Annotated in this window: 13 protein-coding genes; 6 read left to right on the top strand and 7 right to left on the bottom strand. The window is 67.9% G+C overall.

Going from position 1 to position 12,086, the window contains the following annotated elements; all coding sequences use genetic code 11:
• Window positions 1-95 (bottom strand): transposase (locus tag MKK67_RS00105; protein WP_409568346.1); only part of this gene is annotated, 95 nt, incomplete at its 3' end.
• Between the two features lie 49 nt (window positions 96-144).
• On the opposite strand from MKK67_RS00105, the gene MKK67_RS00100 reads away from it, so the two are divergent.
• On the top strand, window positions 145-381 hold the full coding sequence (locus MKK67_RS00100) for a hypothetical protein (RefSeq protein WP_243960632.1): 237 nt from the start codon (window positions 145-147) through the stop codon (window positions 379-381).
• A 426-nt stretch (window positions 382-807) separates the two neighbouring features.
• On the opposite strand, the gene MKK67_RS00095 is transcribed toward MKK67_RS00100, so the two are convergent.
• Window positions 808-2,088: an NAD(P)/FAD-dependent oxidoreductase gene (locus MKK67_RS00095; protein ID WP_243960630.1), complete on the bottom strand. Its 1,281-nt coding sequence runs from the start codon at window positions 2,086-2,088 to the stop codon at window positions 808-810.
• A gap of 201 nt (window positions 2,089-2,289) precedes the next feature.
• On the opposite strand from MKK67_RS00095, the gene MKK67_RS00090 reads away from it, so the two are divergent.
• The 5 genes from MKK67_RS00090 (at window position 2,290) to MKK67_RS00070 (ending at window position 7,534) form a co-directional block, all read left to right on the top strand.
• Entirely contained in the window at window positions 2,290-3,357 is a 1,068-nt protein-coding gene (locus tag MKK67_RS00090) for an ABC transporter substrate-binding protein (protein WP_243960627.1), read from the top strand.
• 17 nt (window positions 3,358-3,374) lie between these two features.
• Window positions 3,375-4,532: an ABC transporter ATP-binding protein gene (locus MKK67_RS00085; RefSeq protein ID WP_243960625.1), complete on the top strand. Its 1,158-nt coding sequence runs from the start codon at window positions 3,375-3,377 to the stop codon at window positions 4,530-4,532.
• On the top strand, window positions 4,532-5,365 hold the full coding sequence (locus MKK67_RS00080) for an ABC transporter permease (RefSeq protein WP_243960623.1): 834 nt from the start codon (window positions 4,532-4,534) through the stop codon (window positions 5,363-5,365). The genes MKK67_RS00085 and MKK67_RS00080 overlap by 1 nt, the downstream gene beginning before the upstream one ends.
• Before the next feature lie 3 nt (window positions 5,366-5,368).
• Window positions 5,369-6,139, top strand: a complete 771-nt coding sequence (locus tag MKK67_RS00075; protein WP_243960621.1) for an ABC transporter permease — start codon at window positions 5,369-5,371, stop codon at window positions 6,137-6,139.
• 144 nt (window positions 6,140-6,283) lie between these two features.
• On the top strand, window positions 6,284-7,534 hold the full coding sequence (locus MKK67_RS00070; RefSeq protein ID WP_243960619.1) for an NAD(P)/FAD-dependent oxidoreductase: 1,251 nt from the start codon (window positions 6,284-6,286) through the stop codon (window positions 7,532-7,534).
• A 164-nt stretch (window positions 7,535-7,698) separates the two neighbouring features.
• Here MKK67_RS00070 and MKK67_RS00065 read toward each other — a convergent pair whose 3' ends face one another.
• The 5 genes from MKK67_RS00065 to MKK67_RS00045 all read right to left on the bottom strand — a co-directional run bounded on the left by MKK67_RS00065 (window position 7,699) and on the right by MKK67_RS00045 (window position 11,950).
• Window positions 7,699-7,890, bottom strand: a complete 192-nt coding sequence (locus tag MKK67_RS00065; RefSeq protein ID WP_243960616.1) for a hypothetical protein — start codon at window positions 7,888-7,890, stop codon at window positions 7,699-7,701.
• Window positions 7,891-7,979: 89 nt separating this feature from the next.
• Window positions 7,980-8,525, bottom strand: coding sequence for a carboxymuconolactone decarboxylase family protein (locus tag MKK67_RS00060; RefSeq protein WP_243960614.1), 546 nt, complete (start codon window positions 8,523-8,525; stop codon window positions 7,980-7,982).
• 220 nt (window positions 8,526-8,745) lie between these two features.
• Entirely contained in the window at window positions 8,746-9,675 is a 930-nt protein-coding gene (locus tag MKK67_RS00055; RefSeq protein WP_409568345.1) for an SMP-30/gluconolactonase/LRE family protein, read from the bottom strand.
• Between the two features lie 20 nt (window positions 9,676-9,695).
• The gene (locus tag MKK67_RS00050) at window positions 9,696-10,988 is read right to left on the bottom strand and encodes an MFS transporter (RefSeq protein WP_243960610.1); all 1,293 of its coding nucleotides are present in this window, start codon (window positions 10,986-10,988) and stop codon (window positions 9,696-9,698) included.
• A gap of 146 nt (window positions 10,989-11,134) precedes the next feature.
• Window positions 11,135-11,950, bottom strand: coding sequence for a class II aldolase/adducin family protein (locus tag MKK67_RS00045; protein ID WP_092044898.1), 816 nt, complete (start codon window positions 11,948-11,950; stop codon window positions 11,135-11,137).
• Window positions 11,951-12,086: the final 136 nt, after the last annotated feature.

The following is a 12,086-nucleotide window of genomic DNA, read 5'->3' as shown; positions in this document are numbered from 1 at the left end:
CCCGAACTTTCCCGCAGAAGCGCCAGATACGGCGCCACCAGAGCCCATTCCTCATCGGACACGTCAGACGGATAGGCAGGGCGATCAGCGCTCATGCCCCCTAACGCACAAACTCCACATCGAGTTCATAACACGCTCTAGACGTTGCAAATCGGAAGCGACGATCCGCGCGAACCGGACGCGATCACGCACTACGCGACCCAGGAGGGCGCTCTGGATGCGCGGCGCGAAATCCTCGTCGAATGGCTGACAGAGAGCTTTGAGGCTATCGACGATCCACGTGACGCTGCAGAACTAGACGACGACGAACTGCTCGCTGAGTGGAAAGCCTTTGAAGGCGAGCGGTGCATCGAGATCCGCAATCCTCACATCCAGTCGTGATCCGACTGCTCTTTATCATGGGGCTCTCGCGCCACTCGTGGGAGCCCCAAGCTTACCCGAGGCCCCCCGCAACCGCCTACAGCCGGCGAAGCGGCGCCTACGCAGCAGCGATTTCGTGCGGCACTGCCGTGGTGCATGCCCCGTTCTTACGCAGCACCTCCTCCGTCTGTCGGCACCACTCTGGCTTCTGGGCTATAGGCCAGCCGATCCGCTTGCCTTCAACTCGCATTCGGGTCAGCCTGCAATGAGTGAACTCATCAACTCGGCGGTCGAGTTGGCCGCGGCGACGCCGCCAAGAGCTTGACAGTGCACGTGCACATCAAAATGATTGAGGCGCTTTAGAAGCGGCCCTTTTCCAAACCCATTCCCGTCTCTTGAAAATTTTCGCCAGCAATTCGGCACCGCGTGTTTAATCTTGAGAGGCTCTTATCTTTGGGTGGCCCACCTATCCTGAAATAGCAGCCAGCCGAATACGGCCGGCATGAACCAGGCCTTGCCGGAGATGAGCGGCACCCACCGCGGCGGGCGGAAGTCGAGGGCTGAGCCTCCCGCCTGATCGCTCAACACCTGGAGCGCCGCCTTCCGGCCGGCCCATCGCGCCCAAACCACGCCCGAACCGCAGTAGCCCGCCGCGTAGCGCTCTCCGTCTCGCGCAAAGATACGAGGGACCATGTCGCGGTTCATCGCGACATTGCCGTACCAGCTGTGCTCGATCGCGACGCCGTCGAGCTGCGGGAAGATGTCGCCGAGCGCACGCCGCAGGCTCGCGGTCGGCCACTCCGCATCGCCGGCGATCGTCCCGTCGCGGCCACCGAACAGGATGCGCGTCCCGTCGGGCGAGGGCCGGTAGTAGTAGTGGAGCTTGCGCGTCTCCGAATACATCATGCGGCTCGGCATCAATTCGCCCATGAGGTTGGCCGAGAGCGGGACGGTCGCGATAATGCGGCTGCGCACGGGCACGAGCCGGCTACGCAGCCATCGGTCGAACCGGTCCGTGTAGCCGTTGGTGCCGACGATCACGTGGCTGGCTCGGACCGGCCCGCGCGCGGTCAGAACCTCGTAGCCCCCGGCCTCGCCCCGGATGCCGAGAACGGCGGTCTCGCCGTGCACGAGGGCGCCCGCGTCCCGGGCGAGGCGGAGCATCGCGGCGTGCAGCTTCGCCGGATGAAGGCCGCCGATGTCCATGCGGACGTTGCCACCGTGGTAGAACACTGTGCCGATGTAGCTGCCCTGCTCGCCGCGCGCGACCGGGTGGGCCTCAATGCCGAACGCGCCGCGCAGGTGATCGGCCTCCCGCGCCAGGCGGTCGTAGTCGGCGGCCCGGGAGGCGCCGGCGAAGCGGCCGACGAGCTTGAAGTCGCAGTCGATGCCCTCCTCGGCGATGAACCGGTACAGGTCCTCGCGCGCCGCCTTGGACTCGGCCACGAGGGCGGCCGCGCGCACGGCGCCGAACCGCCGCGTCAACTCGGCGAGGGACGGGCGCAGGTTGCCGCTCGTGATACCGCCGTTACGGGACGAGGCGCCCTCGCCGGGTCTCTGGCGGTCGAAGACTTGAACGCTGCGGCCGGCCCGAGCCAGCGTCAGCGCCGCAGATAGCCCCGTATAGCCTGCGCCGACGATGACCACGTCGGCGGTGCCGCGCACCGGCATAGGGTCCGAGGCGGCCAGAGGTGCCGCCTGCCACCAGTACGGCTCGCTCTTGATCATGCATGCTCCCTTCGGCGGCCGGCGAGACCACTGCTCGAGCTCGGACGAACCTATGCAAATACGAGGCTCGATCGCGGGCCACCCCGGCAGCCCGCTGCGTGTGCGGGACGTCGCAAATGCGATCAGAATTGCCCGTGATTTCTACTAGCCGGGCAGTATTTCCTGCGCCTAAACTCAGCGCCGAGGCAATGGGAGCCCGCGGTGCCGAAGCTGTCCACGACCCCGACGCGGCGCAGCCTCGTCATAGGCGGCACGGCATTGCTCGCCATGCCGGCCGTGATCACGAATCCCGCCCGGGCCGCCACGCAACTGCGGGTGCGCACCCCCGGCGGCTCTTTCGACGAGATCAAGCGACGGACCGTCTACGAGCCGTTCCTGAAGGAGACCGGCATTGAGATCGTGCCGGTCCCGAGCACGGTGGGCAAATTGCTCGCCATGTATAAGGCCGGGCAGGTCGAGATCGACTGCATCGACACCGGCAACGACGCCAACCTCATGCTCGAGGAGGCGGGTGCCCTCGTGCCGATCGACTACGGCGCGTTTCGCTACACAAAGCTTGAGGACATCGATCCGAGCCTGAAGCTCCCCTATCAAGTCGGCTCGTTCGTGTACGCGTTCGTGCTGTGCTACCGCACCGACGTATTCAAGCCCGGCTCCGAGCCGAAATCCTGGGCCGAGTTCTGGGACACGCAAGCGTTCCCAGGGCCGCGCACGCTGGCCGGGATCGAGTCCGGGGCCCCGAACCTCGAGATCGCGCTCCTCGCCGACGGCGTGGCGATGGACAAGGTCTACCCCGTCGACATCGAGCGCGCCCTCAAATCCATGGGCCGGATCAAACCCAGCGTGCCCAAGTTCTGGGACACCGGCGCGCTGTCCGCGCAGATGATGGCCGACAAAGAGGCCGTGCTCGGCGTGCTCTGGAATACCCGGGCCCAGGCCTCCATCGACGGCGGCGCGCCGCTCGGCATCCAGTGGAACCAGAACCAGGTCCTGGTGCAGTCCTACGCCATACCGAAAGGGGCGAAAGCGCCCGAGGCCGCGCTCAAGTTCATCGACTACTCGATCAGCGAGGACGTGCAGAAGCGCTGGCTCGCCGAGTACAAGGCGATCCCAGTCAACACCAAGGTCTACCCGCACACCTCGAAGCTCCTGCTCGATCCCGCGACCGGCACGCCCTGGACCGTGTCGAAGGGATTCAAGAACGACATAACCTGGTGGTCGGCCAACCGAACCAAAGTGAGCCGCGCTTGGTCGAATTGGGTGCTGTGATCGGACGGGGCGCGACCGTGCCGAGCGCCGTCGGCCTCGCACGCCCGCACGAGCGCACGGCGGCCGCCGTCACAGCACCGGCTGGCAAGGCGCTGGAGCTCCAGGGGCTGACCAAGATCTACGGCTCCGAGACCGTCGTGGACCGCTTCGATACCCGGATCCAGGCGGGCGAGTTCTTCTCGCTGCTCGGCCCCTCCGGCTCGGGCAAGACCACGACCCTGATGATGGTCGCGGGGTTCGCGGCGATCGACGCCGGGCGCCTCCTGGTCGAGGGGGTCGACCTCGCGGCCGTGCCCCCGGAGCGGCGCGGCTTCGGGATGGTCTTCCAGAACTACGCGATCTTCCCGCACATGGACGTGTTCGAGAACGTGGCGTTCCCGCTCCGGGCGCGCGGGATGCCGAAGGCGCTCGTGCGCGAGCGGGTGGCTTCCGCGCTCGACCTCGTTCAGCTCAGGCACCTGGCCGACCGCTACGCGCGCCAGCTCTCGGGCGGGCAGCAGCAGCGCGTGGCCATCGCCCGGGCGATCGTGTTCCAGCCGCCCGTCGTGCTCATGGACGAGCCGCTCGGCGCCCTCGACAAGAACCTCCGCTACGACCTGCAGGTCGAGATCAAGGAGATCCAGCGGCGGCTCGGCATGACCGTCCTCTACGTCACCCACGACCAGGAGGAGGCGATGAACCTGTCCGATCGCGTGGCGATCATGAGCCGCGGCCGCGTCGAGCAGATCGGCGCGCCCCGCGCCGTCTACGAGCGCCCGGTCAACGCCTTCACCGCCCGCTTTCTGGGTGAGGCGAACCTCCTGCCGGGCAGGATCGTGACGCCCAGCTCGGGCCGCGTCGCGTTTCAGCTTAGGGACGGGACGGTGCTGCACGCGGACGAAGCGTCGACGCGCGCCGCGGAGGCTGAGGGTCAGCTGTTCGTGCGCCCGGAGAAGCTGACCCTGCACCCTTTAGCCGATCCGCCGCGCGATGGTCTCAACCACCTGAGCGGCACGGTGCGGCGCGCGTCCTTCCTCGGCAGCGTCGTGCGCTACGCCGTCGAGACGGGCAGCGGCGCGCTCGTGACCGCCGACGCCCCGAACGTGGCCGCCCATCACCACCCGGAGCCCGGCGAGCGCGTCGCCCTCGCGTGGTCGCCCGCCGACACGGTGATCCTGCCACCGGACGCGGCCTGATGGGCCGGGACCGGACGTGGCTCCTGCTCCTGCCCGCGCTCGGCCTGCTCGCGCTTTTGTTCCTCGGGCCGCTCGCCTGGTTCCTGGCACGGACCCTGTTCGTCGAGACGGCACCCGCCGAGGTGCCAGACCTCTTCGTCGACGTCCTGACCGCGCGCTCGATGCAGGTCGCCGCGCTCACGACGCTCTGGGTCTCGATCCTCGTCACGCTGGCGACGCTGGTGATCGGCTACCCGATCGCGTTCTACCTGGCCAATCGCCGCGGCTGGCGCGCCGCGCTCGTCGTGTTCTGCGTGATCGTGCCGTACTTCACCAGCGTGATCGTGCGGACCTACGCGCTGACCGTTGTGCTCGGCCGCAGCGGGCTCATCAACGAGTTCCTGGGCGCGTCCGGGCTCATCGGGGCGCCCCTGGCGCTCCTCTACAACACCTTCGCGATCGTAGTCGGCATGACCTACGTGCTGCTGCCCTACATGGTGCTCACCCTCTACGCGACCATGAAGGCGATCGACCCGAGCCTGCTGCGGGCCGGGCGCGCCCTCGGGGCGAGCCCGCTCTACCTGTTCCGGCGCGTCTATTTCCCGCTGTCCGTCCCGGGGATCGTGTCGGGCTCGCTCATCGTCCTCATCCTGGCGCTCGGCTTCTTCATCACGCCCGCGCTGATGGGTGGGCCCGGCGACGTCACCGTCGCGATGTTGATCGAGCGGGCGGTCGAGATCCTGATCGACTGGCCGAGCGCGGCCGTGATGTCGGTGGTCTTGCTCGCCGCGACCCTGATCCTCTTCGCGGTCTACGCCCGCGTGACGGATCTGCGCCGCATGATGGGGGCGTGAAGCGTGCGCGCCGCGCTGCCGCTGTTCGTCGGATGCACCTGCCTGCTCCTGATTCTGCCGATCGTCATCGTCGTGGTGCTGAGCTTCAGCGGCGGCACCCTCCTGCGCTTTCCGCCCACATCCCTGTCGCTGCGCTGGTTTGTGGCCTTCCTCGGCGATCCGGGCTGGCGCGCCGCGCTGTGGTCGAGCCTCGCGATCGGCAGCGTGGCCTGCGTCGTCGCCACCGGGGTCGGGTTCCTGGCCGCCTACGCGCTCGTGCGCGGCGCCCTTCCGGCCAAGCGGCTGATCCTGGCCGTCGCGCTCCTGCCGATCGTCTCGCCGACCGTCGTCACGGCGATCGCCATGTACTACGCGTCCGCCCGCCTCGGGCTGGTCGGGAGCGTGGTCTGGGTCGGGCTCTGCCACGCGGTGATCGCCTTCCCGGTCGTCCTGCTGATCCTGTTGTCCGCGCTGCAATCCGTCGACTTACGCCTGGAGCAGGCGGCCCTCAGCCTGGGCGCGAGCCGCGCGCGGACGCTGCGCACCGTCGTCGTGCCGCTCGCTGCACCCGGCCTCGCCTCAGCCGCCCTGTTCGCGTTCCTGACCTCCTTCGACGAGCTCGTCATCTCGCTCTTCCTCACCAACGCGGCCACGCAGACCCTGCCGGTGCGCATCTGGAACAGCCTGCACATGCAGGTCGAGCCCACGGTGGCGGCGGTCAGCGCGTTCCTGATCGGCGTCACGGGCGTGATCCTGGCCGCCGACGCGCTCCTGCGCCGGCGCCGGGCCACATGACCCCTTGCCCGGCTCTCGCCCCGAACCTACGATCCCGGCCACACCGCACGGTCGACGCGCGATCGCCGGGGCGGAGTCCGGACGCCATCCGTCCGACCGATCACGGTCGAACCACCGCCTATCCTCGGCCGCCGGAGACGCCGCATGAGCGATGAGAACACCGCGATCGTCCTCGGCGCGGGCGTGGTCGGGCTGTCGACCGCGCTCTACCTCCGGCGCGCCGGCCGGGATGTCACCGTGATCGATCCGCTGCCGCCGGGCGGCGGCGCCTCCTACGGCAACGCCGGCATGATCAGCGCCGACACGGCCTCGCCGATCGCGATGCCCGGCATGCTGCGCCAGGTGCCCGGCTGGCTCCGGGACAAGAAGGGCCCCCTCGTCGTCCACCCCTCCTACTTGCCCACCGCGCTGCCCTGGCTGATGCGCTGGATCAAAGAGGGGCGGATCGACCGTGTCTTGGCGATCTCGGACGCGCTGCGCGCCCTGCACAAGGACGCGTTCGCCTGCTGGCAGGACCTGATCGGACCGCAGGCGTTCGGCGAGCTCGTCCGGCGCACCGGCCAGATCCAGGTCTGGGACGGCGAGGGCGAGAGCGCGGGCGCGCGCGTCGAGCGGCAGATCCGGGAGCGGCACGGCATCGAGGCGCAGGTGCTCGGGGCCGATGACCTGCAGCAGATGGTGCCCGGCATCTCCCGCGCCGTGCGGCGCGCACTCCTCGTGCCCGGCAACGGCTACACGGTCAGCCCCGCCCGGCTCGTCGGGGCTCTGGCCGAGCGGCTGCGCGGGGAGGGCGGCACGATCGTGGCCGAGCGGGCCCTAAAACTTATCCCGCGTGAGGGCGGCGGCTTCACAGTCTGGACCAATGTCGCGAACCGGGCCGGCGCCGACGTCGTGGTCGCGGGCGGGGCATGGTCGAAGGCGCTGCTCGACCCGCTCGGCGTACGCGTGCCGCTCGAGACCGAGCGCGGCTATCACGCCATGCTGCCCACGCCGTCGATCGAACCGCGCTACACGATCAGCTACAAATCGCGCGGCTTCGGGGTGACGCCGATGGAAGGTGGCCTGCGCGCGGCCGGAACGGTCGAGTTCGCGGGGCTCGACGCCCCGCCGGACGAGACCCGCGCCCGGATCCTGGCCGAGCACGCGCGCGCGCTCTTCCCCGGCCTCACCCACGGGGAGCCGCAGCTGTGGCTCGGGTTCCGGCCTTCACTCCCGGATACGCTGCCCGTGCTCGGTCCGGTCCCTCAGCAGCCGGGCCTACACCTCGCGTTCGGCCACGGCCACTACGGCATGACCGCCGGTCCGCCGAGCGGGCGCTTGGTCGCCACGCTAATGGCACAGCGCGCGGCCCCGATCGATCCGGCTCCCTACGCCGTCGGCCGCTTCGCGTCCTGAGCGCGAGCGCGGCCCCTCGCCCTGAGGCGGCCCCAGCGACGATGACACGGCGAAGTCTCAAGCGGAGGGTGAGGCCGCCCCAGGAGGCCGAGCGCACCTTCGCCTCGTTCGCGGCGGGTATCGAACCCTCAGCCGCAGGGCCGATCGGACACAGCCTCCGGGAATTAGAGGTCGCGCCACGACACCGGCGCGCTCGCGATCATGCCAGCGCGCGCCATGAAGTTGGCGAACTTCATCACGTTATGCGGGGCGAAGCTCCAGTTGATCCCGGGCTCGTCCAGGACGCGCGCGGCGACCTCGAGCTGCAGCTTCGATCCGGTGGTGGCGACCCTCACGCCGCGCCGGGCGAAGGTCACGGCAGTGGCCTTACCATTGCCCCACCAGGGCTACTGCGAGCCGCAGCCGGTGATGAGCGCGACCTTGCCGTGGAGGGAGAAGGGGGCTGTCATCGGTCAGCCCGCCCCGCACGCATGTCGTCGGCGGAGCTGATGCCGAGCGCTTCGAGGAAGCGCGAGACCATGTTGTAGGACCCGACCGTCGCGGTGAGCTCGACGATCGCCCGCGGATCGAAGTGGGTGCGCAGGTCCGCGAACACGTCAGCCGGCACGTGGATGGTTCGGGTCATCGCATCGCAGTAGGCCAGGGCCGCGCGCTGCGCCGGCTCGTACACGTCGGACGCCCTCCAGTCGGGGAGGGCGTCGACCTGCGCTTGGTGCACCCCCTCGCGCAGCGCGATCGGGATATGCTGCTCGGCCTCGTAGGGCGCCCCGTTGAGGTGGGCAACCTGCAGAATCACGAGCTCGCGCAGCGCGCCCGGCAGATCGCAGCGCTGGTGAATCGCACTGAGGAAGTGCAGCCAACCGTCGGCCACCGGCGGGCTGTGCAGCAGCATGGCGTAGAGGTGCAGCACCCCGCCGCGCTGGGCGGTGATGCGGGCGACGAGCTCGGCCGTCTCGGGTCGATCCGGGTCGGCGTAGGGAAGGCGGGCCATCTGTATCCCTTCCGTGTCGGTGAGTCGGGGATCGCGCCGGAGCGACGGGAAGAGGGGGGACAGGATCTCCGCGCGGCACGGCGGGGTTCGACGACGGCACGACGCCCAGCACGAGCCTCGCGTGTCGTCCTCAACCAGGGCGATCCCGCGTGCTGCGATCGGGGCTGGCCGGAACCTTACGGCTTCCGATTCCGACCGTGCGGTCGCACAGAGCCGACGGTCACGCCTCGCCCTCGAGCGTGTGGGAGAACATGGTGTGCCCGGGCGTCTCCAAGTCGGCTTGCAGGATGACGCCTGAGCCGGACTCGGTGATGAACAGCGCGCGTCCATCCGCGCCGCCGAACGCCACGTTAGTAGTATGCAGACCGGCGCAGGAGGCGATGCGCAACACCGGTTCCCCCGTGGCGTCGAACAGCCAGACGGCGCCCTTCCCGGCATGGGCGACGGCGAGGCGGCCCTCCGCGTCGAGGGCGAGCCCGTCCGGCCCCGCCCCGCCCGACATCTGGATGAAGGTGCCCACCTTGGCGGCCGTCCCATCCCGCATCAGCGGGATCCGCCAGACCGCGTTGGCCCGCGTAACTGCCAGGTACACCGTGTCCTCGGTGAGGTTCATGACGAGGCCGTTCGGGCTCGGGATGCCGTCCAGGATGCAGGTCACGGACCCGTCCGCCCGAACGCGGAAAAGGCGTCCGCCGGGGTCCTGCCAGCCAGTTAGGCCCTGATCGGTGAAGAAGAGATCGCCATCGCGAGAGAAGAAGAGATCGTTGACGCCCCGGAACCGCTCGGGGCCGACCCGCAGGAGGAACGGCCGGACCGTGCCGGAGGCGGGGTCGACGACCATAATGCCGTTCTTGTAGTCGGCGATGAATATCCGGCCGTCACGGTGGATCTTGAGGCCGTTCGGCCAACCATCGTACTCGGCTACGATGGTGAAACCGCCGTCCGGCGCCACGCGCAAGATGCGTCCGTTCGGGATGTCGACACACCAGAGATTGCCGTCCCGGTCGAAGGACGGCCCCTCCAGGAACGACCCGATCGGCATGCGCCCGGGCTGCGTGCGGATCCACTCGTTCTCCGCCGTGGCCACCCGCCACGCCTCGGGGTATGTGGCGAAGACTCTCGTTGGGCAGATAGGCGGGGCTGCGTACATCGTGACCTCCGTCTAAGAGCTTAAGCGCGGCGCAGCGCGGGGACGACCGCTGGGGCGGGGAGGTCGCCACCGATCGGGGCGTGCGTCAGGGTCAGCGTGATTACGGCCCCGGTCACCAGCAGCACGCCACCGGCCACGAAGGCGAGGTCGTAGCTACCCGTCGCCGCGATGATGTAGCCCGTGGCGATTGGCGCGATGAGGCCGAACATGTTCCCGCCGGTGATCTGGATCGCCATGGCCTTGCCAGCACTCGCCGGCGACCGCAGCAGATCGGCGGCCAGGGCAATGTTGAGCGAGATGCCCGTCGCCAATCCGGTCAGCGAGATGGTGATCAGGCCCAGGATCATCGGCGTGCTGTCGACGAACGGTGCCGCCAAGATCACGGCCGCGCTGAGCATCGACACGACGACGATGCGCCGCCGCCGCCCCGTGCTGGAGCCGCCCTCCGCGGCCAGCGCACGATCGCTCAGATGGGCGAGGACCCACGCGAAGACCGTTGCCGCGAAGTACGGGAACGCCGTGAACAGGCCCGACTTTACGATCGACATGTGCTTGACGTTGGCGAGATAGCTCGGAAGCCAGGTCAGGAACACGATCTGCGTGTAGACGGCGCAGCCCTGCGTGACGGCGACGGCGATCATACTGCGCGAGCGCAACAGCACGCCAAACCCGTCGGCCGAGCCACCGGATTTCGCCCCGGAATCGCGCTCACGCAGGATGAAGGCGCGCTCGTCCTCGCCGACGAAGGTTGCCGTCTCCGGCCCGCGATACCAGACCAACCAGCCGACCAGCCAAACCAAGCCCAGCAAGCCGGCCGTATAGAAACCCCACCGCCAGCCGTGGACTGACACCACCCACCCGAGCAGCAAGGTCCCGAACGCAGGACCCGCGTAGCCGCCGCTGTTGAGCATCGTGGCCGCCAAACCGAACTCGGATCGCGGCGCCCAATCCCGCAACACGCGACCGCCCGCTGGATAGGTGGACGCCTCCGCCGCGCCCATCAGCATGCGCGAGCCGAGAAGGCTGACGAAGCCGGACGCGAGCCCTGTGAGAATCGTCGCGCCGGACCATACGAGCACACCGACGCCGTTGACCACTTTCGCCCCGTAGCGATCGGTCAGAAATCCGCATGGGATCAAGCAGACGACATACGTCCAGAGATAAGCTGAGAACAGGTAACCGACCTGTACCGGACTCAGGTTGTATTCAGCCGCGATCGCCGGCGCCGCGACCGACAGCGCGACGCGATCCACATAATTGAAGACGACAAGCAAGAAAATGCCAATATACAGCAGATAACGGCGCTTGCCCATTCGCACCTCCCGATTCATTCGGTATGTGTATTTTATATTAGAATTAAATACATAGGATGCCGCAATCATTTCCGGCACCGCAAGCTCTAGATCCACGCCGTATTAAGCTCTGCATAGATGCGCGCGCCGCGGTGTGCAGCAATCGATCAGTCGATCACGTCCGGATGCTGGCGCAAAGTGCGGTCGAACATCGGCTGGGCATGAAGCCACGCCATGAACGGAGTGGCGAGGTGTTTGGCGGAGTGCGCCGCGTTGGCTTCAGGAACGAGCTTCAGGGGGTGGCCCGTCGCCTCGGCCTTAAGTTGAATCTCGCAGGCCCGCTCGGCGGCCACGAACCACCAAACGGCCTCCTCGATGCTCTCCTGGCCGGCGCTGAACAGGCCGTGGTTCTGGTGAATGGCAACCTTGGTGTCGCGTCCGAACGCGGCGGCGACGCTGTGGCCGGCCCCGCGCTCCACCACCACGGCGCCAGCTTCCTCGGTGATCAGGGCCTGCCCATCACCGTAGAAGCCGCAGGCCGTCTGAGTGATCGGATCCAGTCGCCGGCCCAGGGCGGCCCAAGCCATGCCGTTGATCGTGTGGCAGTGGCACGATGCCAGGATGCCGGGGTGCGCCTCGTGGATGGCGGCGTGCAGGACGAAGCCGGCGCGGTTCACCGCACGCGCGCCCTCGATGACTCGGCCGTCGTGGTCGACGAGGAGGAGGTCCGACGCCTTGACCGCCCCGAATTCCATGGCGAACGGATTCGTCCAGTAGAGGTTCGGATCCTCCGGGTCGCGGACGGTGATGTGGCCGGCGAATCCATATTCGTAGCCCAGATCAGCAAAAAGCCTACAGGCGGCCGCCAACCGAACCTTGCGGTGCCTTCGCTCCTGCGCGGCATCATCGAACACGGGGTAGCGGGGGAAAGCCAGACCGGCTTGGTCAGGTTCGTACACCGACCGCTTGGCTGCAACATTCATTTGGCGAGTCCTTTAATCGTTCGAATGGTATTTGATATTATCTTTCGCGATCAGTCTAATCAAAAAATGGAACTGACTGACACAATGCCGATGCTGTTTTGCTTCTGCTGCTTTAGTTCCTGGGACGTCCTCTTCC

Origin of the sequence: Methylobacterium sp. J-072 (assembly GCF_022829425.1) — a bacterium.
Lineage (GTDB): Bacteria > Pseudomonadota > Alphaproteobacteria > Rhizobiales > Beijerinckiaceae > Methylobacterium.
Note: the sequence above shows the minus strand (reverse complement) of the source record. Positions and strands in the feature narration are given on the sequence as shown.

What these genes read in the sequence shown, in the direction of transcription:
- MKK67_RS00095 (WP_243960630.1), bottom strand. Translation starts at nt 2,088, where the DNA reads ATGATCAAGAGCGAGCCGTACTGGTGGCAGGCGGCACCTCTGGCCGCC.
- MKK67_RS00080 (WP_243960623.1), top strand. Translation starts at nt 4,532, where the DNA reads ATGGGCCGGGACCGGACGTGGCTCCTGCTCCTGCCCGCGCTCGGCCTG.
- MKK67_RS00070 (WP_243960619.1), top strand. Translation starts at nt 6,284, where the DNA reads ATGAGCGATGAGAACACCGCGATCGTCCTCGGCGCGGGCGTGGTCGGG.
- MKK67_RS00060 (WP_243960614.1), bottom strand. Translation starts at nt 8,525, where the DNA reads ATGGCCCGCCTTCCCTACGCCGACCCGGATCGACCCGAGACGGCCGAG.
- MKK67_RS00055 (WP_409568345.1), bottom strand. Translation starts at nt 9,675, where the DNA reads ATGTACGCAGCCCCGCCTATCTGCCCAACGAGAGTCTTCGCCACATAC.
- MKK67_RS00050 (WP_243960610.1), bottom strand. Translation starts at nt 10,988, where the DNA reads ATGGGCAAGCGCCGTTATCTGCTGTATATTGGCATTTTCTTGCTTGTC.
- MKK67_RS00045 (WP_092044898.1), bottom strand. Translation starts at nt 11,950, where the DNA reads ATGAATGTTGCAGCCAAGCGGTCGGTGTACGAACCTGACCAAGCCGGT.